Here is a 23441-nt window from a genome sequence, read left to right on the forward strand (position 1 = left end):
TCACAGGCACCAGGTGCGCAGTTCCTTCTCGATGTCGTCGAGCGTCGCCGTGCCCGTCTTCACCAGCCGCGCCAGATCGCGGATCTGCTCGGGCGACGTGACGATCTTCAGCCCGCTGGCGACGAGATACGCGTAGGCGACGGCCGTCGCGTACATCACGTTCGAGCGCTCCAACGCCGGTACGTGGATGAGGAGTTGGAGGAGGGCGGCGGCGCGCGCGTGCGGCGAGTCGTACACCGGCACGTCGAATATCGCGGCCCGGTGGCGGGCGACGGCCGAGACCAGGGCGCCCCAGTCGGTGACCTGCGGGTCGCCGGGGGTCTTCTGCTCGGCGACCATGAGCAGCCAGGCGAGGTCGATGGTCAGATGGGGCGGCTGTGACGGCTGTGGCGGTTCACTCAACGGGACGGCGCCGGCCTTCCGTGTCCGCGCCGAACTCCTCGGCGAACACCGATTCGTACTGCTTCATGAAGTCGGCGGCGGCGTCGACGAACTGCCGGCCCTGCTCGCCCGCGTCGCGCCGCACCAGTTCCTCGATGTACCGGTTCACGCTCACCCCTTGGGCGAGCGCGCGCTCACGGGCGGCGCGGGCGGTGCCCTCTTCCACCCTGACGTTCAGCTGCGTCTTGGCCATGCCTCCACGCTAGCGCCGTTCCGCTAGCACCGGCAAGGCGCGGACGATCGATCGTCTGTGCCTCTCCCCACCTTTGATCTCCGGCTGTACTCTCGCGGGCCGGACGGGACAGGACCGGCGGATGAGCGCGAAGGGGCCCTCATGCCGATGGACAGGCCGGACGACACAGCGCACGCCGCCGCGGGCCGCGGCCCGCACCCCGAGCGCTGGCGGCGCGTCTGGAGCCACCGCGAGGACCTGCTCAGGGCCGCCCGGCACGGAACCGCGTCCCCGGAGGACGCCGAGGACGCGGTGCACGAGGCGATGCTGCGCGCGGTGGAGCGGCCGGACCTGGACGAGGAGCGGCTCGGCGGCTGGCTCACGACGGTGACGATGCGGCTCTGCGCCGACCGGCACCGGCAGGTCGCGCGGGAGGCCGAGGCGCACCGCAGCCCGATGCTGACGGCGCCCGGGCCGGTGCCCGTCGACGAGGCCGTGTGCGACCGGGACGAGGCGCGCTGGCTGGCGGCCCGCACCGCCCGGCTGCCCGAACGCCAGGCCGAGGCGCTGCGGCTGAAGTCCGAGGGCCTCGACGTGGGCGAGGTGGCCGGGCGGATGCGGCTCGGCCACCGGACCGTCGAGTCGCTGCTCGCGCGGGCCAGGCGCACCTTGCGCTCCACCCTGGCCGGGACGCTGGGCCTCGCGGCGTTCCTGTGGGGCCGCGGCAAGCTCGTCGCGAGCGGTCCCGCGCAGGCCGTCGCGGTGTCCTCGGCGACGGGGGGCCTGGTGGTGGCGGGGTTCGTGCTGCCGTACGCCGCCGAACACACCGCGCCTCGGCCGCGGGTGGCCGAGGCGCCCTCGGGGGACGCGCGCCCCGTCGACGCTCCCCGCCCCGCTTCCGCGCTCCCGCACGCCCGCGCGACGCGGACCGCCCACCGACAGGCCGCCGTGCCGTCCGAACGCACCAGCCCGAGACCGAGCCGGAGCCCGAGCCCGAGTCCCGCCGATGGCACGCCTTCGCGGTGGCTGCCTTCCGTACCTCTGCCTTCCGTGTCCGTGCCTTCCGCATCCCTGCCTTCCGTGTCCGCGCCTTCCGTGTCCGCGCCGCGGGTGTCGGCGTCCGGCGTGCGGCTGGAAGTGGAGCGGCGTGGACGCGCGCTGAAGGCCCGTTGTCAGAGCGAGCGACTATCCTCGGAATCCGATGTCGAGCCTTCGAGTCCGATGTGCAACTGGCTTACGAGGTAAGGGAGTTGGGGTGGGGGGAACGGGTGTGGTCAAGGATGCCGCCGTCGCCGCGCGGGCCAGGGGCCTGACGAAGGCGTACGGCTCGGGCGAGACGCAGGTGCTCGCCCTCGACGCGGTGGACGTGGACATCGCACGCGGCAGGTTCACGGCCGTGATGGGCCCCTCGGGCTCGGGCAAATCCACGCTGATGCACTGCCTGGCGGGACTCGACACGGTCTCGGCGGGCCAGGTCTGGCTGGGGGAAACGGAGATCACGGGACTGAAGGAGCGCGACCTGACGCGGCTGCGGCGCGACCGCGTGGGCTTCATGTTCCAGTCCTTCAACCTGATCCCGACGCTGAACGCGGCGGAGAACATCACGCTGCCGATGGACATCGCGGGCAAGGCCCCGGACGAGAAGTGGCTGGAGCAGGTCATCGACACGCTCGGCCTGCGGGACCGGCTGAAGCACCGGCCCGCCCAGCTGTCCGGCGGGCAGCAGCAGCGCGTCGCGTGCGCACGGGCGCTCGCCGCGCGCCCCGAGCTGATCTTCGCGGACGAGCCGACGGGGAACCTGGACTCGCGGGCCGGGCTCGAAGTCCTCGGATTCCTCCGCCAGTCGGTCGACGAGCTGGGGCAGACGGTGGTCATGGTGACCCACGACCCGGGCGCCGCCGCCCACGCCGACCTGGTCCTCTTCCTCGGTGACGGCCGCCTCGTGGACGAGATGCGGGAGCCGACCGCCGAGGCCGTCCTGGAGCGCATGAAGCGGTTCGACGTGGCGCGTCAGGCCGTCACCGAGAAGCCGGGCCCCCGGGCGTAGCCATGCTGAAGGCGACGTTACGGAGCTTCCTGGCGCACAAGGGGCGCCTCGTCCTGTCCGCGCTCGCCGTCGTCCTGTCGGTGGCGTTCGTCGCGGGCAGCCTGATCTTCTCGGACACCGTGTCGCGCACTTTCGACCGGCTCTTCGCCTCGACGTCCGCGGACGTCCGGGTGGGGCCCAAGGAGGACGACTTCGACGAGTCGGTGCCGTCGGGCACGGTGCGTACGGTGCCGGCCTCGCTGGCCGGGCGGATCGACCGGGTCGAGGGTGTGGCCGCGACGCACATCGACGCCGGGGTCGAGAACATCACGGTGGTCGACCGGCACAACAAGTCGGTGGGCCCGACCACCGGCGCGCCCACCATCGCCACCAACTGGGAGCCCACGGACCGCAGTCCGGTACGCCTGACGTCGGGGCACGCGCCGCGCGGGCCCCGTCAGGCGCTGCTCGACGCGGACACCGCCGACAAGAAGCACGTGCGCATCGGGGACCCGCTCACGGTGATGGCCGAGCCCGGCTCCTTCAAGGTCGAGGTCGTCGGCATCGCCACGTTCCGTACGACGAATCCGGGCGCGGCCCTCGTCTTCCTGGACACCGGCACCGCGCAGCGCCGGCTGCTCGGCGGCCCCGGCCGGGCGACGAGCATCGCGGTGGACGCGGCGCCGGGCGTCGCCGACGCGACGCTGAAGCGGCGGATAGGCCAGGAGCTGGGCGGGGCGTACGACTTGAAGACGGCCGACGAGGACGCGAAGTCGGCCGCCGAGGACCTGGGCGGATTCCTGGACGTCATCAAGTACGTGATGCTCGGCTTCGCCGGGATCGCCGTGCTGGTCGGCGTGTTCCTCATCGTCAACACGTTCTCGATGCTGATCGCCCAGCGGACCCGGGAGTTGGGGCTGCTGCGGGCGCTCGGCGCGGACCGCAGGCAGGTGCGGCGCTCCGTGCTCACGGAGGCGGTGCTGCTGGGACTCGTCGGTTCGGCGGTCGGGTTCGCGCTCGGGGTGGGTCTTGCCGTCGGGCTCATCAGGCTGATGGGCGTCTTCGGGATGAACCTCAAGTCCACGGAGATGGCGGTGGGCTGGGGCACGCCCGTCGTGTCGTTCGCGGTCGGCGTCGGGGTCACGTTCGTGGCCGCGTACCTGCCGTCGCGGCGCGCGGCCCGCGTCTCCCCGATGGCCGCGCTCGCGGATGCCGAGATCGCGGGCGTGGGGCGGCCGTTGCGGGTGCGGGCGCTGGTGGGCTCGGTGATCGGCGCGGCGGGCGCCGCCGCGCTGATCGGCTGCTGGGCGGCGGACGAGACGGGGCCCGCGGCCTCGCTGCTCGGCCTCGGCATCGTCCTCACGCTGATCGCGACGGTCGTCGCGGGGCCCCTGCTCGTACGCCCCGTGATCCGCGTCCTCGGCGGGGCGTTCCCCGCCGTGTTCGGTTCGGTCGGCCGGATGAGCCAGCGCAACGCGCTGCGCAATCCGCGCAGGACGGGGGCGACGGCCGCGGCCCTGATGGTGGGGCTCGCCCTGGTGGCGGGGATGTCGGTGGCGAGCGCGTCCATGAGCAAGTCGTTCGACCAGCAGATCGACGACACGCTGGGCGCCGACTTCACCGTGCAGAACACCAACTTCATGCCGTTCCCGCGGGAGGTCACCCGGAAGATACGGGCGACGGACGGCGTCGGCCAGGTGGTGCGCCAGCGGTTCACCGCGCTGGCCGTGCGGATGCCGGACGGGAAGCGGGTGAAGACGACGGCCGCGGGGTGGGACCGGAGCGTCGACGACGTCGCGCACGTGACGTACGCACGGGGCAGCAGCGCCACGGGGCTCGCGCCCGGACACCTGCTGCTGCAGAAGGAGTTCGCCGACGAGCACGGGGCCCGGATCGGCAGCGTCCTGCCCGTGGAGTTCCCCGGCGGGAAGCGCACCGAGCTGACCGTGGGCGCCCTGACCGACCAGGAGGCGAACGACTTCGGCATGTCCGGCGGCTTCGCGATGGGCATGGCCACGCTGACGAAGTACGCACCGGGCGGCCAGGACTCGGCGGTGTACGTGAACGCCTCGTCCGGAACCTCGCCCGACGCGCTGCGCGAGCGCCTGGAGAAGACGCTCGACCCGTATCCGCAGGTGCAGGTGCGCGACCTCGCCGACTACAAGGAGCTGATCCACGGGCAGATCGCGGTCCTGCTGTATCTGGTGTACGCGCTGCTCGGCCTGGCGATCGTCATCGCGGTCCTCGGTGTGGTCAACACCCTCGCCCTGTCCGTCGTGGAGCGGACGCGGGAGATAGGGCTGCTGCGGGCGATCGGGCTCGCGCGGCGCCAGTTGCGGCGCATGATCCGCCTGGAGTCGGTGGTGATCGCCGTGTTCGGGGCGGTGCTCGGGCTCGCGCTCGGCCTCATATGGGGCGTGGTCGCGCAGCGGGTGCTCGCCCTGGAGGGCATGAAGGCGCTGGCGATCCCGTGGTCGACGATCGTCGCGGTGGTGGTCGGCTCGGTGGTCGTGGGCCTCGCGGCGGCGCTGCTGCCGGCGCTGCGGGCCTCGCGGCTGAACGTACTGGCGGCGATCGCGCACGAGTAGTGGGGCGGACGTAGGGTCGGTAGGGCAACTGTCCACGGTGTGAGGGGAGTTCATGGGTATGGGTACGGAAGGTTCGCGGGCCGCGCGCCCGTTCCGCTTCGGCGTCAACCTGGTCACGCCCGCGCCGGACGACGCGTGGCGCGCCAAGTGCCGGCGGGCCGAGGAGCTCGGCTACGACGTGATCCTCGTGCCCGACCATCTGGGCGCCCCGTCGCCGTTCCCCTCGCTCGTGGCGGCGGCCGACGCGACGAGCCGGCCGAGGGTGGGGACGTTCGTCCTCAACTGCGCGTTCTGGAACCCGGTGCTGCTCGCCCGCGAGATCACCACCACCGTCGCGCTGACCGGCGGCCGTCTCGAACTCGGCCTCGGCACCGGCTACGTGCGCGAGGAGTTCGAGCAGGCCGGTCTGGAGTGGGGCACGCCGGGCAGCCGCGTCGGCCACCTGCAGCACACCGTCGCGGAGCTCGACCGGCTGCTCTCCGCCCCCGACCAGGGCCCGAGGCCCCCGCTCCTGATCGGCGCGAACGGCGACCGGATGCTGCGGATCACCGCGGAGCACGCCGACATCGCCGCGTTCACGGGGGCCCGCGCGCCGAACGGGAACGCGGGCGGGCTCGAACCCCTGACCGCCGACGAGCTGGACGAGCGGGTCGCCACCTACCGGAAGTTCGCGGCCGACCGCGCCGAGAGCGCCGAACTCAATCTGCTCGTGCAGCTGGTGGCAGTGACCGACGACCGGCCCGCGGCCGTCCAGCCGCTCCTGGAGCATCTGCCGCACCTCACCGAGGAGCAGGTGCTCGACTCCCCGCTGCTGCTCGTCGGCACCGTCGAGCAGATCGTCGAGCAGCTCCTGGAGCGGCGCGAGCGGTTCGGGTTCTCGTACTTCACCGTCCTGGAGCCGTCCATGGAGGCGCTCGCGCCGGTGATCGAGGAGCTGCGGGGCCGCTGAGCGTCCGGCATGTGAAATCCGCGGCGCCCGGCGGCCCGCGGTGGTGGGATCTCGACCATGAGTGATCTCCGCATACGTGCCGCAGGACCCGCCGATCTCGACACCGCGCTCGCGTTCTGGAAGGAGGCCGCGGAGGGCACCAGCATCAGCGACGACCGCTCGGGCGTCGAGCGCCTGGTCGAGCGGGACCCCGAGGCCCTGCTGCTCGCCGAGCGCGACGGGGAGCTCGTGGGCACGGTCATCGCCGGGTTCGACGGCTGGCGCTGCCATCTGTACCGGCTCGCGGTGCACCCCGAGGCGCGGCGTCAGGGCATCGGGTCCGCGCTGCTCGCGGCGGCGGAGGAGCGGTTCGTCGCGCTCGGCGGGCGCCGCGGGGACGCCATGGTCCTGGACCGGAACGAGCGGGCGCGGCACGCGTGGAAGGCGGCAGGGTACGCGCCGCAGCCGCAGTGGTCGCGCTGGGTCAAGCCGCTCACCGGCTGACGGTGCCGCGGCGGGAGAAAGTCGTTTTGCCGGTCCTTTACCATGGATGGGTCACTCGAACTCTCGCGAGCTCTCTCGAACTCCATACGAAAGGTGTGAGCGTCCGCCCATGGGCGAGCCTCCCAGTCCCCGTTTCGTCTCCCCGCGCGGCCCCCACGAGCGCGCATCCGTCCCGCCCCTGGCCGACCATGGGACGGAGGTGACGTCCCGATGACCGAAGTACTGCTGCTCGCCGTCGCAGTCCTGCTGTCCCTGGCCTGCGGCGCCTTCGTCGCGGCGGAGTTCTCGCTCACGACCGTCGAGCGCGCGGATCTCGAAGAGGCCGTCGACCGCGGTGAGCGCGGCGCGGCCGGCGCCCTGCGGGCCGTACGGAACCTCACCTTCCAGCTCTCCGGCGCCCAGCTCGGCATCACCGTCACCAACCTGGTCGTCGGCATGCTCGCCGAGCCGTCCATCTCCAAGCTCCTGTCGGGGCCGCTGGAGTCCCTCGGCCTGTCCGAGGGCGCCTCGACGTCGGTGGCCCTGGTGATCGGCACCGCGCTGTCGACCGTGTTCCTGATGGTCGTCGGCGAGCTGGTGCCGAAGAACTGGGCGATCTCCTCGCCGCTGGCCGTGGCGAAGAAGGTGGCGACGCCGCAGCGCTGGTTCAGCGCGGCGTTCCGCCCGTTCATCACGCACCTCAACAACACGGCGAACCGGCTGGTGCGCCGCTTCGGCATCGAGCCGACCGAGGAGCTGGCCTCCGCGCGCGGCCCGCAGGAGCTGATGGCGCTCGCCCGGCACTCCGCGAAGGAGGGCGCCCTGGAGGCGGACACCGCCGAGCTGTTCGTGCGCACCCTGAACCTCGCCGATCTGACCGCCGAGAACGTGATGACGCCGCGCGTCCAGGTCATGGCCCTGGATCTGCAGGCCACCTGCGAGGACGTGGCGAACGCGACGCGGGCCACCGGCCTGTCCCGCTTCCCCGTCTACCGCGGCAGCCTCGACTCCGTCGTCGGCGTCGTGCACATCAAGGACGTGCTGGCGGTCCCCGACGAGCAGCGGGCCCGCAAGGGCGTCTCCGACCTGCTGCGCGAGCCGCTGCTCGTACCGGAGACGCTGACCGTGGACCGGCTCCTCGACCGGCTGTCCGGCAAGCGGACGATGGCCGTCGTCATCGACGAGTACGGCGGCACGGCCGGTGTCGCCACCCTGGAGGACATCGTCGAGGAGGTCGTCGGCGAGGTCCGCGACGAGCACGACCCGCACGAGACCCCCGACATCGCCGCCGCGGGCACCGACCCCGAGGGCCGGGCGCTGTACTCCGCGGACGGCGCGGCCCGCACCGACCAGCTCGCGCGGGTCGGACTGCGCGCGCCGGACGGACCGTACGAGACGCTGGCCGGGCTCGTGGCGACGGAGCTGGGCCGGATCCCGGACATCGGCGACAGCGTCGAGGTCACCGGGTGGCGGCTCGACGTCGTGGACGCGCACGGACACCGCGCGGCCCGCGTGCTGCTGCACGCGCCGCTGATCCTGGACACCGAGGAACGCCGGGCGGCGGACGAGGAGAAGTCCGGCCGGGCGGCCGCGAAGGCCAGGGCCGCGCACAGGTCCGCCAAGGCCGACAAGGCCTCGCACGAGAAGGGGGCGGCCCGATGACCGCGATCCAATTGCTCATCGGCCTGGCGACGCTCGTCGTCAACGCCTTCTTCGTGGGGGGCGAGTTCGCCCTGATCTCGGTGCGCCGCAGCCAGATCGAGCCGTATGCCGAGGAGGGCGACCGGCGCGCGCGCAGCGTCATGTGGGGCCTGGAGCACGTCTCCGCGCTGCTCGCCGCGGCGCAGCTCGGCATCACGCTGTGCACGCTGGTGCTCGGCATCGTCGCCGAGCCGGCCATCGCGCATCTGCTGGAGCCCGCGTTCGACGCGGTCGGCGTGCCGCACGGCCTGGTCCACCCGATCTCGTTCGTGATCGCGCTGACCGTGGCGACGTATCTGCACATGCTGCTCGGCGAGATGGTGCCGAAGAACATCGCGCTCGCCGAGCCGGTGCGCTCGGCGCTGCTGCTCGGTCCGCCGCTGGTCACCATCGCGCGCGCCCTGCGCCCGGTGATCTTCGCGATCAACGCCTTCGCCAACGGGCTGCTCAAGCTGCTCCGTGTGGAGGCGAAGGACGAGGTCACGGCGACGTTCTCGGACGACGAGCTGGCCCGTATGGTCAAGGACTCCTCCGAGGCGGGCCTGATCGACGACCGCGCGCAGGAGCGCCTGCACGACGCGCTGGAACTCGGCCGCCGGCCCATCAAGGACGTCGTCCTGCCCATCGAGAAGGTCGTCTACGCGCGCGTGGGCGTCACGCCCGAGGGGCTGGAGCGGCTCTCCGCCGAGTCCGGGTTCTCGCGCTTCCCCGTGGTGGACGAGGGCCGGCGGATCGTCGGCTACCTCCACGTCAAGGACGCCCTGGACGCGACGCCGCGCGACCTGCCGTTCCGGGTGCCGGAGATGCGGTCCATCGCGCGCGTACGCGAGACGACGCCGCTGGACGACGTGCTGACTGCGATGCGCGGCAGCCGTACGCACGTCGCGGCGGTGCTCGGCGCGGACGGCCGGCTCGCCGGCCTGGTGACGATGGAGGACGTGCTGCGGGAGCTGTTCGGCCAGCCGGTGTGAGCCCTCCGCGGGGCCGGGAGGCTCCGTAGGGCCGGGAAAGGGGAGGCATGAGCCAGCTCGTCCTCAAGGACGTGTCGTACGGGTACCCGGACCGGCCGGTCCTCGACCGGGTCTCGCTGTCGGTGCGGCCCGGCGAGAAGGCATGTGTCATCGGTGAGAACGGCTCCGGCAAGTCGACGCTGCTGCGGCTGCTCGCGGGCGGGCTGACCCCGTCCGAGGGCTCGGTGGCGGTGAGCGCCGACGGCGGCACCGGCTATCTCGCCCAGACGCAGCCGCTGCCGCCCGGGGCGACCGTGCAGGACGCCGTCGACGCGGCGCTCGCCGAGCTGCGCGACCTGGAGCGGCGGATCACCGAGGCGGAGGCGTCCCTCGGCTCGGCCGGGCCCGGCGCCCTCACCGAGTACGCCGATCTGGTGGCGGCCTTCGAGGCGCGCGACGGCTACCGCGCCGACGCCCGTCTGGAGGCCGCCCTGCACGGGCTCGGCGTCCCGCATCTGGCGCGCACGCGCACGCTCGGCTCGCTGTCGGGCGGCGAGGCGGCACGGCTCGGCCTGGCCTGCGTCCTCGCCCCGCTGCCCGAGCTGCTGCTCCTGGACGAGCCGACGAACCACCTCGACGACCAGGCGCTGGGCTGGCTGGAGGAGCGCCTGCGGGCGCACCGCGGCACCGTCGTCGCCGTCACCCACGACCGTGTCTTCCTCGACCGGGTGGCCGGCGCGATCGTCGAGGTCGACGGCGACCGGCACGCCGTCGCCCGCTACGGCAACGGCTGGGACGGCTATCTGGAACAGCGGACCACCGCGCGACGCCGCTGGGAGGAGCGGTACCGGGCGTGGTCCGACGAGGTGGACCGGCAGGAGCGGATCGCCGAGGACACCTCGGCCCGGCTGTCCGGCGGCTGGCGGATGCGGGACAGCAGCACGTTCGCCAAGTTCTCCAAGCACCAGCGCTCCGTGGAGGGCCAGGTCTCCGGCGTCGTCCGCAACGCGCGCGAGCGGCTGCGCAGGCTGCGCGCCGACCCGGTGCCGAAGCCTCCGGAGCCGTTGCGGTTCCGGGTGGGCGGGGGTGCGACGGACGGCGCCCCGGAACCCGGCGCGCCCGGCGTCCTCGAAGGCGGCGGCCACCCGTTCCTGCGCCCCGTCGAGCTGACCGACGTCGTCGTCGAGGGGCGGCTCGCGGTCGACCGGCTGGTGCTCGAGCCCGGGTCGCGCACCCTGGTGACCGGGCCGAACGGTGCGGGCAAGTCGACGCTGCTCGCCCTCCTGGCCGGGCGGCTCGCGCCGGACCGGGGCACGGTCGCGATCCCGCCCCGCATCGGCCACTTGACGCAGGAGGTCGCGCACGACGGCACCGCGCGGCCGCTCCTCGACGCGTTCGCGGCCGGGCTCGGCGGGCTGCCCGAGGAGCACGCCCAGGACCTGCTGGCGCTCGGCCTCTTCCGCGAGGAGGACCTGGCCGTGCCGGTCCGGGACCTCTCAGTGGGCCAGCGCCGCCGGCTCGATCTGGCCCGGCTCGTCACCCGCCCCGCCGATCTGCTGCTCCTGGACGAGCCGACGAACCACGTCTCCCCCGCGCTCGCGGAGGACCTGGACGAGGCGCTCGCCGGTTACGTGGGCACGCTCGTCGTGGTCTCCCACGACCGCAGGCTCCGGGACCGCTTCGAGGGCCGTCAGGTGCGCGTCGCGGGCGGGTCCGTCGTGGGCTGAGGCCGCGGCGCCGCGGCCTCCGGCGTAGGGGATTCCAGGACTCCGGGCCCGTGCGGGCCGATGCCCGCGGTGCCGACCGCCGTGAGGACCGCGAGCAGCGCGGCGAGCCCGGCTGTGCCGAGGGCCGCGGCCCAGTCGACGTCCAGCAGGTTCGTCGCGCCCGCGACCAGCACCGCCGCCAGCGCCTGCGCGAACGTCCGGATCGCACGCTCGGCGGTGGCCTTCCAGAAACTCATGCTCCACATGACCCGCTCCCCCGTTCACCGTGTCCGCTCCCGGCATACCGCCGCAGGGCGCGGCTGCCCAGCCCCGCGGCGCCCGGCACTTCGTTGCCTCGGGATACGATCGGAGGAGCCATGCACACGAACCCCACCCACACCAGCCTCGTCGCCGTCGGCGACTCCTTCACCGAAGGCATGTCGGACCTGCTGCCCGACGGTTCCTACCGCGGATGGGCCGACCTCCTCGCCGCCCGGATGGCCGCGCGGACCCCGGACTTCCGCTACGCGAACCTCGCCGTGCGCGGCAAGCTCATCGGCCAGATCGTCGACGAGCAGATCGACGTCGCCGCGGCCATGAAGGCCGACGTGGTCACCCTGGTCGGCGGCCTCAACGACACCCTGCGCCCCAAGTGCGACATGGTCCGCGTCCGCGATCTGCTGACGCGGGCCGTGGAGACGCTGGCCCCGTCCTGCGAGCAGCTCGTCCTGATGCGCAGCCCCGGCCGCAACGGCCCGGTGATGGAGCGCTTCCGGCCGCGCATGGAGGAGCTGTTCACCTGCATCGACGAGCTGGCGGCGAAGCACGGCGCCCTCGTCGTCGACCTGTACGGGGCGCCGGCCCTCGGCGACCAGCGCATGTGGGACGTGGACCGGCTGCACCTCACCGCGGAGGGCCACCGCCGGGTCGCGGAGGCGGTCTGGCAGGGCCTCGGCTACGACGCGGAGTCCGACTGGCGCGCCGCGCTGCCGCCCGCGCTGCCGCCGAACTGGATGTCGCGCCGCGTGGCCGACGCCCGCTTCGCCAAGCAGCACCTCGTGCCGTGGATCGGCCGCCGCCTGACGGGTCGGTCGTCGGGCGACGGCCGGGCGCCGAAGCGGGCGGAACTGGCGCCGTACGCACAGGATCCGCACGCCTAGGGGCTCCGTACGACGGTCCTGATCCGAACGACAGGTCGTTAGGTCGTTAGGTCGACAGGCCCTAGCTCCGCAGGTCGAGCCGCATCAGGACGCGGGGATGGCCGGACAGCACCGAGGTGGTGTCGGCGGCGTGCGTGAACCCGGCGCGCTCGAAGTTCTTGCGGATCCCGGGGTACGCCATGGTCGCGTCCACGCGTGCGTCCCCGTTGTCGAGCGGGTACGCCTCGACCACCGGCGCGCCCTGGGAGCGGGCGAAGTCGACCGCCCCGGCGATCAGGGCGTGCGAGACGCCCTGCTTGCGGTGACCGGGGCGGGCCCGGATGCACCACAGGGACCACACCGGCAGGTCGTCGACGCGCGGGATGGTGCGGCTGCGGGCGAACGAGGTGTCCGAACGGGGTGCCACGGCGGCCCAGCCGACCGGCTCGTCGCCGTCGTAGGCGAGCACTCCCGGCGGGGTCCCGGCGCGGCACAGTTCGCCGACGTAGTCGCCGCGGGCCGGGCCACGGAGTGCGTTGTTGAGCTTGGACGGGATCCGGTAGCTCAGGCACCAGCACACGGTGGCGGTGGCCGACTTCGGGCCGAGCACGGCTCGGACGTCCTCGAACACCGAGGCGGGACGCACGTCGAAGGTCATGCGCCCCACCCTGGCACGATGCGCGGGACAAAACCTCCGGTTACACGGACAGCACGAGCTTGCCCCGCGTGTGCCCCTCGGCGCTGAGCCGCCAGGCCTCGGCGGCCTCGGCGAGCGGGAGCACCCGCGCGACGGGCACCGTCAGCTTCCCCGCGTCGGCGAGGCCGGCGAGTGCCGTGAGGTCGGCCGGGTCCGGGCGGACCCACACGTAGTGGCCGCCCTTCTCGGCGGCCTCCGCCTCGACGATGGACGCGAACCTGTCGGCCCTGTCCAGCAGCCGCAGCGAGGTGTCGACGGCCTCCGCGCCACCGACGAAGTCGAGGGCCGCGCCGATGCCTTCGGGCGCCAACTCCGTGACCCGGTCGGCCAGTCCGGGGCCGTAGGTCACGGGTTCCGCGCCCAGCTCCCGTACGAAATCGTGGTTGCGGGCGCTCGCCGTGCCGATCACGCGGGCGCCGAGCGCCACGGCGATCTGGACGGCGAACGAGCCGACGCCGCCCGCGGCCGCGTGCACCAGGACGGTGTCACCGGCGCCGACGCCCACGCGCTTGATGGCCTGGTACGCCGTGAGCCCGGCGAGCGGGACGCCCGCGGCCTGCTCCCAGGAGAGCGCGGCGGGCTTGCGGGCCAGCATGCGCACGTGCGCGGAGACGTATTCGGCGTAGGCGCCGAGCTGGGCGGTGTCCTTGCGGATGTAGCCGAAGACCTCGTCGCCGGGCGCGAACTCCTCGACGTCGAAGCCGACGCGCTCGACCACTCCGGCCACGTCCCAGCCGGGGACGAGCGGGAAGTGCGTCTCCATGATCGGGTCGAGGCCGCCCGCGGCGAGCTTCCAGTCGACCGGGTTGACCCCGGCGGCCCTGACCCGGATCAGCACCTCACCGGGTGCGACCTTCGGGTCGGCGAGGTCGGTGAGCCGGAGCGCCTCGGGGCCGCCGTATGCGTTCAGAGTGATGGCCTTCATCCGAGCAATGGTTGCACACGGAGGTAAATGCAAGCCCCCGATACATGCGTTTGCAATTAACCCGCGCCTGCAAGTACCGTCGGGCGGCGTAAGCCCCCCGCATCACCGGAAAGGTCGCACGCACCATGGCACCGTCCACCATCCCCACCGTCACCCTCAACAACGGCGTCGAGATCCCGCAGCTCGGCTTCGGTGTCTTCCAGGTGCCGGACGACGAGACCACCGCGGCCGTGAGCGCCGCGCTCGAGGCCGGATACCGCAGCATCGACACCGCGGCGATCTACGGGAACGAGACCGGCGTCGGCCGCGCCCTCGCCGCCTCCGGCATCGCCCGCGAGGACCTGTTCATCACGACCAAGCTGTGGAACGCCGACCAGGGCTACGACGCGACCCTGGCCGCCTTCGACGCCTCGCTGGAGAAGCTGGGCCTCGACCACGTCGACCTGTACCTCATCCACTGGCCGACCCCGGAGCGCGACCTCTACCGCGAGACCTGGAAGGCCATCGAGAAGCTGGTCGCCGACGGCCGGATCCGCGCCGCGGGCGTCTCCAACTTCCAGCCCGCGCACCTTCGGCGCCTCATCGACGGCTCGGACCTCGTCCCCGCCGTCAACCAGGTCGAGCTGCACCCGGGCCTCCAGCAGAGCGAGCTGCGCGCCGTGCACGCCGATCTCGGCATCGCCACCGAGGCCTGGAGCCCGCTCGCGCAGGGTGCGGTCCTCGGCGACGAGGCGATCACGACGATCGCCGCCCGCCACGGCAAGTCCCCCGCCCAGGTCGTCCTGCGCTGGCACCTCCAGCTCGGCAACGTCGTGATCCCCAAGTCCGTGACGCCGGCCCGCATCCGCGAGAACCTCGACGTCTTCGACTTCACGCTCACCGACGACGAGCTGGCCTCCCTCGCCACACTCGACCGCGACCTGCGCACGGGCCCGCATCCGGACGAGCTGAACTAGGCCCCCTCTGGCCGGTGTTCGCGCCGATGGTCGTCGCGGCGGTCGGTCAGTGCACGGGCGCGGGCTGTACGTCCGGCTCCTCCGCCGCCCCGATCTCGGACAGCTCCCGGTCCCGCAGGTCCGGTGCGAACGCGATGGCCACCATGGAGATCACCGTCGTCACGACGGCGAACGCGATCACCATCCACAGGCTGCCGTCGGCCCACAGAACCATCGCGCCGGCCAACGCCGGGGTGAAGCTCGCCAGCAGGATCGAGGCCATCTGGTAGCCGATGGAGATGCCCGAGTAACGGACCGCCGTGGGGAACATCTCGCAGTACAGGGCGGGCAGCGGCGCGTACACCATGGCGTGGCCGAGGGCGAGGAACAGCACCACGCCCGCGACGATCGCCCACAGCTGACCGGTGTGCACCAGCGCGAAGACCGGCCAGGTCGTGACCACGATCAGGGCGCCGCCGATGAGGAAGGTCCGGACGCGTCCGATGCGGTCGGAGACGGCCCCGAACACCGGGATCATCACGATGTTCACCGCGGCGCCGATCATCGACGCCGTCAGGCCGTAGCTCTTCGGCGCGCCCAGCGTGCTGGTGACGTAGGACAGGATGAACGTCGTGAACAGGTAGTAGTTCCCCGCCTCGGCGAAGCGGCCGAAGACCGTGATCAGCAGGGCCTTGCGGTGGTCGCGGAAGACGACCGCCGCGGGCGCCTTGCGGCGCTCCAGCTCGGCGTCCATCTTGCGCTTCTCTTCAAGGAACGCGGGGCTTTCGGTGGCGCGGAGCCGGATGAAGAAGCCGACCGCCGCGAGGATCACGCTGAGCAGGAACGGCAGCCGCCAGCCCCACTCGTCGAAGGCGTCGCCGGAGAGCCACGAGGCCAGCGACACCGCGGCCGTGCCGAGCAGCAGGCCCGCCGAGACCCCGATCTGCGGCCAGGCGCCGAAGTAGCCGCGCCGCTTCCGCGGCGCGTTCTCGACGGCGACGATGGCCGCCCCGCCCCACTCGCCGCCCACGGCGAAGCCCTGCGCGAGCCGCAGCACGCACAGCAACAGCGGTGCCGCGACGCCGATCTGGTCGTAGGTCGGCACGAGGCCGATCGCCGCCGTGGCCACCGTCATGATCGAGAACGTGAGGATCAGCGTCGACTTGCGGCCGATCCGGTCCCCGAGGTGTCCGGCGACGAACGCGCCGATCGGGCGGGCCAGGACCCCACGCCGAACGAGGCGAGCGAGACGATCTGGCCGATGCCGGGCGACAGGTTCGGAAAGAACAGGTGCCCGAACACCAGGGCCGCGGCGGTGCCGTAGATCGTGTACTCGTACCACTCGACGATCGCGCCGATGGTGCCGGACTGCAGTGATCTGCGCCGGAGTTGCTCCGGTGTCGGGGTGGCGGCGGTGGGCATGGGGATCTCCGTTGATCGGGGGGAGGTGAGCGGGGCGACCCGGTGAGGTCAGGCGCGGGCCGACTCGTAGTGGTCGGTCCACGGCAGCGTGGCGCCGGCGTACTTGGCGGCGCGGACGTCGCCGGAGCGGGCGTGCCCCTCGAACAGCTCGACGCGGGCCGCGCGGCCGCACAGCTCCCCGAGCTCGGCGGAGGACTTCTCCTCGCGCACCTCCTGGTACGTGACGGTGCGCAGGTACATGCCGACCCACAGGCCACCGGTGTAGCGGGCGGCGCCGCGGGTGGGCAGCACGTGGTTGGTGCCGATCACCTTGTCGCCGTAGGAGACGCAGGTGCCCTCGCCGAGGAACAGGGCGCCGTAGGCGTGCATCGTGTCCAGGGCCTCGCGGGGGTTCTCGGTGAGGATCTGCACGTGCTCGTACGCGAACTCGTCCGCGACGCGGTACGCCTCGTCGAGGTCGTCGACCAGGACGATCTGCCCGTGGTCGCGCCAGGCCGGGCCCGCGATGTCGCCGGTCTGCATGCCGGGCAGGATCTCCTCGATGTGGCGCTGCACCTCCTCGGCGACGCGCTCGCTCGTGGTGATGAGGGCGGCCGGCGAGTCGGGCCCGTGCTCGGCCTGCGAGAGGAGGTCGACGGCGGCGACGAACGGGTCGGCGTGCTCGTCCGCGACGACCAGGATCTCGGTCGGCCCGGCGAACAGGTCGATGCCGACCTCGCCGAACAGCTGGCGCTTGGCCTCGGCGACGTACGCGTTGCCGGGCCCTGCCAGCATGTCGACCTTCCCGATGGTCTCCGTGCCGACGGCCATCGCGGCGACGGCCTGCACGCCACCGAGGACGTGGATCTCGTCCGCGCCCGCGAAGTGCATGGCGGCGACGGTCGCGGCGGGGATCTCGCCGCGGATCGGCGGGGTGCAGGCGACGACGCGCGGCACACCGGCGGCCTTGGCGGTCACGATCGTCATGTGCGCGGAGGCGGTCAGCGGGTAGCGGCCGCCGGGGATGTAGGCGCCGACGGACTGGACCGGCACGTGCCGGTGGCCGAGGAAGACGCCGGGCGCGGTCTCGATCTCGATCTCGGACATCGAGTCGCGCTGCGCCTCGGCGAACCGGCGGACGTTGGCCTGGACCGTCTTGATGTCCTCGACGACCTGCGGGTCGAGCGTGCCGATGATCTCGGCGATCCGCCGCTCGTCGAGGCGGAAGGACTCCGGCTCCCAGCGGTCGAAGCGCGCGGACAGTTCACGGACGGCCTCGTCGCCGCGGCCGCGCACGTCGGCGATCAGCTCGCGGACGGCCTGCCCGACGGTGTCGTTGCCGGACGGGGCGGTGGACGGGGTGGCGGCGGCCTTGATGGTGCGGGACACGCCCAGCTCCTCACTCGTGATGGATACGTATCCATTGGATACGTATCCACAGAATGGAAGACGAAGGGTTGAACGGTCAAGAGGGGTTGGGGAAGGGATTTACGCCGGGGTGTGCGCCGGGCCCGTGGTCGAGCGCCCGACGAATTCCACCGGCAGCACCTCGTGCCGGTGCGGCAGCTCGGGGTCCTCCAGGCGGCCGAGCAGCAGCTCCACGCCGACCTGCGCGATCCGCTCCAGCGGCTGGCGCACGGTCGTCAGGTCGATCCGCTCCCACGCGGACAGCGGCACGTCGTCGCAGCCCACCACGCTCAACTCGCCCGGTACGTCCACGCCTTCGGCCGCCGCGGCGTTGAGCGCGGCGTACGCCATGATGTCGTTGTGGCAGTAGAGCGCCGTGGGCCGCTCGGGGGTGGCGAGCAGCGTGCGCACCGCCGCGTACGCGGTGTCGTAGTCGTAGTCGCCGTCGATCTCGGTGAGCGTGGCGCCCTCGGCGTCCCGTACCCGGTCGCGGAAGCCGCGGCCGCGCTGCTGGGCCGTGCTCGATCCGGCGAGGCCGCAGATCATCGCGATCCGCCGGTGCCCGAGGCCGAGCAGATGCCCGGCGGCGAGCTCGCCCGCGGTCGGGTTGTCGGCCTCGACCTGGTCGGCGGGGAAGTCCGCGAGGGTGCGGTGGACCAGCACGACGGGGATGCCGTGCCCGGCCGTGCGATGTGCCAGAGGCTCGTCCTGCAACGCCGAGGTGAACACGACGCCGTCGACGCCCTCGCGGCGCAGCTGGGCGAGCCCCTCCTCCGCGGTCATGACGTCCGTGACCAGGGTGAGCCGCATCCCCTGCTCGTGCAGGACGCGCTCCATCGCCTTGACCATGACCGGGTAGAACGGGTTCGTCAGATCGCGGATGACCACGCCGATCAGGCCGGAGCGCGAGCCCACGAGGCTGCGGGCGGCCTGGCTGGGCTGGAAGTCGTACTTGTCGACCACTTCAAGAACCCGGCGGCGCGTCTCGGGCGCGACACTCCCGCCGTTCAGGACGCGGGAGACGGTCGACTGCGCCACTCCGGCCTCGCGGGCGATCTGCACGCTGGTGACGGTCGGCCGCCGCGCCATGGGTCCTTACCTCCGGGTCGAGTCGATCGGGGCAAGGATATCGAGGTGAGGACACGGATCGCCGGGTGCCGGGGGCGGTCCGCCTCCGGTACCCGGCGTCGGGGCGCGCCCGTCAGGCCTGAACGGTCGTCAGGAGCGCGGCGAGACCGTCGGCGTATATGCCCTGGAAGAGTTCCTCCACCTCGGCGTCGCTCACACCGACCGGCGTGAACGATCCGGACCATTCGACGCGGGAGGCATCGGGGTGGCCGGGGACGGCGTGGACCGTGATGGTCGAGAGGTAGCCGGTGACCGGGAACGGGGCCTGCTCGATGGCGTAGCTGTAGTGGCGCCCGGCCTCGTCGAACCCGACGAGGCGCTCGACGATGACGCCGCCGTCCGCGTTGGTCAGGCGGCGCACCCGGCCGCCCTCGCCGAGTTCGCTCTGCGGGATGTACGGGAGCCAGTCCGGCAGCGAGCCGAAGCCGCCGATGAGCCGCCAGACGCGGTCGGGGCTGCGCGGGATGTCGAGGGATGCGGTGGTGGAAGCCATGACGGCCGCCTCCTTCACGTTCAAGTGGTGTGGTGTCAGGCGTTGTCGGGGAGCGGCGCGGCGGGGCTGACGAGGCCCTCGGCGCGCAGGTCGGTCCAGAACGCGGCGGGGATCTCCTCGGCGAGGGCGGCGGTGTCCTCGGCGATGCGGCTGGGGCGGGTGGCGCCGGGGATCACGGCGGCGGAGGCCGGGTGGGCCAGGGAGAACTGCAGGGCGGCGGACTTGATGCCGATGCCGTGCTTCTCGGTCAGGGCCTTCAGCCGGGCGACGCGGTCGATGATCTCCTGCGGCGCCTCCTGGTACTCGAAGTGGGTGCCGCCGGCGAGGATGCCGGAGCTGTAGGGGCCGCCCGCGACGAGGTCGACGCCCTGCTCCTGGGCCATGGGGAGCAGTCGCGTGAGGGCGTGCTCGTGGTCGAGGAGGGTGTAGCGGCCGGCGAGCAGGAATCCGTCGGGCCGCGGCTCGTCGAGGGCGAGGGTCAGCTCGATGGGTTCGGTCTTGTTGACGCCGAGGCCCCAGGCCTTGATGACGCCCTCGTCGCGCAGCCGCGACAGGACGCGGAAGGCGCCGGTGCGGGCCTCCTCGAACTTCTGGATCCAGTCGTCGCCGTGGAAGTCCTGGGCGATGTCGTGCACCCACACGATGTCGAGGCGGTCGGTGCCGAGGCGCTCGAGACTGCCCTCGATGGAGCGCTCGGTGGCGTCGGCGGTCCACTCGTGGAGGATCTTGTTCGGGTTGCCGTGCTCGAACAGGCCGCCCTTCTCGCCGAAGTCCGGGACGTCCGTCTCGTGCTCGTCGAGGATGACGCGGCCGACCTTGGTCGACAGGACGTAGGAGTCGCGCGGCTTGGTGGACAGGACCTCGCCCAGGCGCTCCTCCGCGAGGCCCGCGCCGTAGAAGGGTGCGGTGTCGAAGTAGCGGATGCCGTGGTCCCAGGCCGCCTCGACGGTGGCGCGGGCCTCCTCGTCGGGGATCGCGCGGAACATGTTGCCGAGGGGAGCGGTGCCGAAGCCGAGCTTGCCGGGGAGGAGGGACTTGATGCCCATGGAGTTCGTTCCTTGCCTTGGTGCCGTACGTCTCGTCTGGTGCCGTACGTCTGGTGCTGTACGCGGCCCGAAGGAGATTTGCCGTGATTTCTCCTGCTCCGCGCCTCTTGCTCCTCCGAGGCTAGGATCGACGGGTAAGACTGTCCAAGACTTGCTTGGACACACTTGAGTCCCCCGAGGTCCAACATGCTTGACCTGCGACAACTTCGCTATTTCGTGGCCGTGGCCGAGGAGGAGCACGTCGGCCGGGCCGCCGAGCGGCTGCACATCTCGCAGTCGCCGCTGAGCCGGCAGATCGCCCAGCTGGAGAAGAACCTGGGCCTCACCCTGTTCGAGCGCAGCCAGCAGCGCATCCGGCTCACCTCCGACGGCCGCGTCTTCCTCACCGAGGCGACGGCCCTGCTGCGGCACGCCGCCCGCCTGGAGAACCTGGGCCGCCGTCTCGGGCGCGGCGAGGAGGGCGGCCTGTGCGTCGGCTACGTCGGCGACGCCATGCACACCGGGCTGCTGCCCAAGGCGCTGCGCTCGCTGAACGAGGAACGCCCCGGCATCCACGTCGCCCTGTACGACATGACCGCGCACGAGCAGTTCGAGGGCCTGCGCCAGCGCAGCCTCGACATCGCGCTGGTCCCGGAGGCGCCGCCGGAGGACGATCCGGACCTGCGCAGCACGCTCCTCCTGGAGGACCCGCTGCTGCTCGCCGTCCCCGGCACCCATCCGCTGGCGGACGCCGCCGAGGTGCGGCCCGAGGACCTCGACGGGCAGCCGTGGATCGCCGTCGAGGACGCGCAGGATCACGTCTGGCGGGACGACTTCGTCGCGGCCTGCGCCGCCGCCGGGTTCACCCCGGACATCCGCTTCGAGGCCCCCGAACCGCTCACGGCGGTGGGATTGGTGGCGTCGGGGCTCGGCATGGCGTTCGTCCAGCGGAGCATGCTGCCGGGCCGCACCGCAGGGATCACCGTGCGCGAACTCCCCTGGTTCCAGCGGTCCGTTCGGCTCTGGGCGACCTGGCACCAGATCGACCTGCGGCCGGTGGTCGCGTCGTTCCGCACGACGGTGCTGGCCACCGGGACCGGGGAACCCGACGGCGACGGGCTCGGCGGTGCCCTCGCCTCACGGCAGAGCCGGTGACCTGTACGTTCCTACATTCGGACGACGGTTCGGAGCCTGTAGGGACGCCCGGTAAACTCCGTCCATGTGACTGCGCCTGCAAAGCCCCGTATCCCGAATGTCCTCGCCGGCCGCTATGCCTCCGTCGAGCTCGCCACCCTCTGGTCCCCCGAGGAGAAGGTGAAGCTGGAGCGACAGCTCTGGCTCGCCGTGCTGAAGGCCCAGAAGGACCTCGGGATCGACGTCCCGGACGACGCGATCGCCGACTACGAGCGCGTGCTCGACCAGGTCGACCTGGCCTCCATCGCCGAGCGCGAGAAGGTCACGCGGCACGACGTGAAGGCCCGCATCGAGGAGTTCAACGCCCTCGCCGGGCACGAGCAGGTCCACAAGGGCATGACGTCCCGCGACCTGACGGAGAACGTCGAGCAGCTCCAGGTCCGCCTCTCCCTCGAGCTGGTCCGCGACCGCGCCGTCGCCGTCCTCGCGCGCCTCGGCAAGCTGTCCGGGGAGTACGCGGAGCTGGTCATGGCCGGCCGCTCGCACAACGTCGCGGCGCAGGCCACCACCCTCGGCAAGCGCTTCGCGACCGCGACCGACGAGCTGCTCGTCGCGTTCGGCCGGGTCGAGGAACTCCTCAACCGCTACCCGCTGCGCGGCATCAAGGGTCCGGTCGGCACGGCCCAGGACATGCTCGACCTGCTCGGCGGCGACGCCGACAAGCTGGCCGACCTGGAGCAGCGGATCGCCCAGCACCTGGGCTTCTCGCAGGCCTTCACCTCGGTCGGCCAGGTCTACCCGCGCTCGCTCGACTACGAGGTCGTGACCGCGCTGGTGCAGCTGGCCGCGGCCCCCTCCTCGCTCGCCAAGACGGTCCGCCTGATGGCCGGGCACGAGCTGGTCACGGAGGGCTTCAAGCCGGGCCAGGTCGGCTCCTCCGCGATGCCGCACAAGATGAACACCCGCTCCTGCGAGCGCGTCAACGGCCTCATGGTGATCCTGCGCGGCTACGCGTCGATGACCGGCGAGCTGTCGGGCGACCAGTGGAACGAGGGCGACGTGTCCTGCTCCGTGGTCCGTCGCGTGGCGCTGCCGGACGCGTTCTTCGCGCTGGACGGTCTGCTGGAGACCTTCCTCACCGTCCTCGACGAGTTCGGCGCCTTCCCGGCCGTCGTCGCCCGTGAGCTGGACCGCTACCTGCCGTTCCTCGCCACCACGAAGGTGCTCATGGCCTCGGTGCGCGCGGGCGTCGGCCGCGAGGAGGCCCACGAGGCGATCAAGGAGAACGCGGTGGCCTCGGCCCTCGCGATGCGCGAGCAGGGCGTCGAGCGCAACGAGCTGCTCGACAAGCTGGCCGCCGACTCCCGCATCCCGCTGGACCGCGCGCAGCTCGACGAGCTGATGGCGGACAAGCTGTCCTTCACGGGCGCCGCCGCCGGTCAGGTCGCGCAGCTCGTGGCCCGCGTCGAGGAGATCGCGAAGCAGCACCCGGAGGCCGCCGGCTACACGCCCGGAGCGATCCTCTGACCCGCCTGACACAGGCCGACCTGGAGGCCGCCCGCGACCGTCTCGTTCCGGACGTCGTCGCGAGCGGCCTCTCGGTGTTGTTCTGCGGCATCAATCCCGGCCTGATGACGGCCGCGACCGGCCACCACTTCGCCCGCCCCGGCAACCGCTTCTGGCCGGTCCTCCACCTGTCCGGCTTCACGCCCCGGCAGCTCAAGCCCTCCGAGCAGCAGGAACTCCTCTCGTACGGGCTCGGGATCACGAACGTCGTCGCGCGGGCCACGGCGCGGGCGGACGAGCTGAGCGCGCAGGAGTACCGGGAGGGCGGCCGGCTCCTGGAGGAGAAGGTGGCCCGGCTGACACCCCGCTGGCTCGCCGTGGTGGGCGTGACCGCGTACCGCTCGGCCTTCGGTGAACCCAGGGCGCGGATCGGCCCGCAGGAGCGGAAGATCGGCGGCGCCCGGGTGTGGGCGCTGCCCAACCCCAGTGGCCTGAACGCCCATTGGACGGCGGCGACGATGGCCGAGGAGTACGCACGGCTGCGCGAGGCGGCCGCCGAGGAGTAGTCGGTCCCGGACGCGTCCGGGGTGAGAGCTTGGTCAAGTCGGCACCAACACGACCGGATCTCACGCAGGGGAATGCCTACGCTCCGCTGC

At 72.4% G+C, this 23441-nt stretch carries 24 protein-coding genes; 13 read left to right on the plus strand and 11 right to left on the minus strand.

The annotated features are described in order from the left end of the window. Entirely contained in the window at positions 1–339 is a 339-nt protein-coding gene (locus tag ACZ7L4_RS39570; protein ID WP_450813302.1) for a fic family toxin-antitoxin system, toxin component, read from the minus strand. A 55-nt stretch (positions 340–394) separates the two neighbouring features. Beyond that, positions 395–634, minus strand: coding sequence for a toxin-antitoxin system HicB family antitoxin (locus ACZ7L4_RS39575; protein WP_472109905.1), 240 nt, complete (start codon positions 632–634; stop codon positions 395–397). A 141-nt stretch (positions 635–775) separates the two neighbouring features. On the opposite strand from ACZ7L4_RS39575, the gene ACZ7L4_RS39580 reads away from it, so the two are divergent. The 8 genes from ACZ7L4_RS39580 (at position 776) to ACZ7L4_RS39615 (ending at position 11016) form a co-directional block, all read left to right on the plus strand. Further along, positions 776–1858, plus strand: coding sequence for an RNA polymerase sigma factor (locus ACZ7L4_RS39580; protein ID WP_472109906.1), 1083 nt, complete (start codon positions 776–778; stop codon positions 1856–1858). Positions 1859–1868: 10 nt separating this feature from the next. Beyond that, positions 1869–2660, plus strand: a complete 792-nt coding sequence (locus ACZ7L4_RS39585) for an ABC transporter ATP-binding protein (protein WP_472109907.1) — start codon at positions 1869–1871, stop codon at positions 2658–2660. Positions 2661–2662: 2 nt separating this feature from the next. Further along, positions 2663–5227, plus strand: coding sequence for an ABC transporter permease (locus tag ACZ7L4_RS39590; protein WP_472109908.1), 2565 nt, complete (start codon positions 2663–2665; stop codon positions 5225–5227). A 58-nt stretch (positions 5228–5285) separates the two neighbouring features. Continuing rightward, positions 5286–6176: an LLM class F420-dependent oxidoreductase gene (locus tag ACZ7L4_RS39595; RefSeq protein ID WP_472109909.1), complete on the plus strand. Its 891-nt coding sequence runs from the start codon at positions 5286–5288 to the stop codon at positions 6174–6176. 57 nt (positions 6177–6233) lie between these two features. Continuing rightward, positions 6234–6659 carry a GNAT family N-acetyltransferase gene (locus ACZ7L4_RS39600; RefSeq protein WP_472109910.1) on the plus strand — a complete coding sequence of 142 codons (426 nt, stop codon included), beginning with the start codon at positions 6234–6236 and terminating at the stop codon, positions 6657–6659. Positions 6660–6869: 210 nt separating this feature from the next. After that, entirely contained in the window at positions 6870–8300 is a 1431-nt protein-coding gene (locus ACZ7L4_RS39605) for a hemolysin family protein (protein ID WP_472109911.1), read from the plus strand. Further along, positions 8297–9310, plus strand: coding sequence for a hemolysin family protein (locus tag ACZ7L4_RS39610; protein ID WP_472109912.1), 1014 nt, complete (start codon positions 8297–8299; stop codon positions 9308–9310). Before ACZ7L4_RS39605 ends, ACZ7L4_RS39610 begins: the two co-directional genes overlap by 4 nt. 47 nt (positions 9311–9357) lie before the next feature. Then, positions 9358–11016 (plus strand): ABC-F family ATP-binding cassette domain-containing protein, encoded by a 1659-nt coding sequence (locus tag ACZ7L4_RS39615; protein ID WP_472109913.1) that lies wholly within the window; start codon positions 9358–9360, stop codon positions 11014–11016. Here ACZ7L4_RS39615 and ACZ7L4_RS39620 read toward each other — a convergent pair. Further along, positions 10980–11261 carry a holin gene (locus ACZ7L4_RS39620; protein ID WP_472109914.1) on the minus strand — a complete coding sequence of 94 codons (282 nt, stop codon included), beginning with the start codon at positions 11259–11261 and terminating at the stop codon, positions 10980–10982. The genes ACZ7L4_RS39615 and ACZ7L4_RS39620 overlap by 37 nt on opposite strands. A 111-nt stretch (positions 11262–11372) precedes the next feature. On the opposite strand from ACZ7L4_RS39620, the gene ACZ7L4_RS39625 reads away from it, so the two are divergent. Continuing rightward, a complete protein-coding gene (locus ACZ7L4_RS39625; protein ID WP_472109915.1) occupies positions 11373–12155 on the plus strand; it encodes an SGNH/GDSL hydrolase family protein in 783 nt (260 codons plus the stop codon). Between the two features lie 61 nt (positions 12156–12216). On the opposite strand, the gene ACZ7L4_RS39630 is transcribed toward ACZ7L4_RS39625, so the two are convergent. Continuing rightward, positions 12217–12792, minus strand: coding sequence for a GNAT family N-acetyltransferase (locus ACZ7L4_RS39630; protein WP_472109916.1), 576 nt, complete (start codon positions 12790–12792; stop codon positions 12217–12219). 40 nt (positions 12793–12832) lie between these two features. Continuing rightward, on the minus strand, positions 12833–13756 hold the full coding sequence (locus ACZ7L4_RS39635; protein ID WP_472109917.1) for an NADP-dependent oxidoreductase: 924 nt from the start codon (positions 13754–13756) through the stop codon (positions 12833–12835). Between the two features lie 125 nt (positions 13757–13881). Here ACZ7L4_RS39635 and ACZ7L4_RS39640 point away from each other — a divergent pair, with 125 nt between their 5' ends. Beyond that, on the plus strand, positions 13882–14712 hold the full coding sequence (locus ACZ7L4_RS39640; RefSeq protein WP_472109918.1) for an aldo/keto reductase: 831 nt from the start codon (positions 13882–13884) through the stop codon (positions 14710–14712). Between the two features lie 46 nt (positions 14713–14758). On the opposite strand, the gene ACZ7L4_RS39645 is transcribed toward ACZ7L4_RS39640, so the two are convergent. The 6 genes from ACZ7L4_RS39645 to ACZ7L4_RS39670 form a co-directional block, all read right to left on the minus strand. Then, the gene (locus tag ACZ7L4_RS39645; RefSeq protein ID WP_472110023.1) at positions 14759–15913 is read right to left on the minus strand and encodes an MFS transporter; all 1155 of its coding nucleotides are present in this window, start codon (positions 15911–15913) and stop codon (positions 14759–14761) included. Beyond that, complete coding sequence (locus ACZ7L4_RS39650; RefSeq protein WP_472110033.1) at positions 15844–16113, minus strand: hypothetical protein; 270 nt, start codon at positions 16111–16113, stop codon at positions 15844–15846. Before ACZ7L4_RS39650 ends, ACZ7L4_RS39645 begins: the two co-directional genes overlap by 70 nt. A 48-nt stretch (positions 16114–16161) precedes the next feature. Continuing rightward, on the minus strand, positions 16162–17481 hold the full coding sequence (gene hisD / locus ACZ7L4_RS39655) for a histidinol dehydrogenase (protein ID WP_472109919.1): 1320 nt from the start codon (positions 17479–17481) through the stop codon (positions 16162–16164). 99 nt (positions 17482–17580) lie between these two features. Next, complete coding sequence (locus ACZ7L4_RS39660; RefSeq protein WP_472109920.1) at positions 17581–18588, minus strand: LacI family DNA-binding transcriptional regulator; 1008 nt, start codon at positions 18586–18588, stop codon at positions 17581–17583. A 112-nt stretch (positions 18589–18700) separates the two neighbouring features. Then, complete coding sequence (locus tag ACZ7L4_RS39665) at positions 18701–19120, minus strand: SRPBCC family protein (RefSeq protein WP_472109921.1); 420 nt, start codon at positions 19118–19120, stop codon at positions 18701–18703. Between the two features lie 35 nt (positions 19121–19155). Continuing rightward, the gene (locus tag ACZ7L4_RS39670; protein WP_472109922.1) at positions 19156–20166 is read right to left on the minus strand and encodes an aldo/keto reductase; all 1011 of its coding nucleotides are present in this window, start codon (positions 20164–20166) and stop codon (positions 19156–19158) included. Between the two features lie 186 nt (positions 20167–20352). On the opposite strand from ACZ7L4_RS39670, the gene ACZ7L4_RS39675 reads away from it, so the two are divergent. The 3 genes from ACZ7L4_RS39675 (at position 20353) to mug (ending at position 23351) form a co-directional block, all read left to right on the plus strand. Then, on the plus strand, positions 20353–21300 hold the full coding sequence (locus ACZ7L4_RS39675) for a LysR substrate-binding domain-containing protein (RefSeq protein WP_472109923.1): 948 nt from the start codon (positions 20353–20355) through the stop codon (positions 21298–21300). 66 nt (positions 21301–21366) lie between these two features. Further along, positions 21367–22806, plus strand: coding sequence for an adenylosuccinate lyase (gene purB / locus ACZ7L4_RS39680; RefSeq protein WP_472109924.1), 1440 nt, complete (start codon positions 21367–21369; stop codon positions 22804–22806). Then, positions 22803–23351, plus strand: a complete 549-nt coding sequence (gene mug / locus ACZ7L4_RS39685; RefSeq protein ID WP_472110024.1) for a G/U mismatch-specific DNA glycosylase — start codon at positions 22803–22805, stop codon at positions 23349–23351. Before purB ends, mug begins: the two co-directional genes overlap by 4 nt. Positions 23352–23441 lie beyond the last annotated feature (90 nt).

The sequence above is a fragment of the Streptomyces sp. NPDC107575 genome, assembly GCF_055657265.1.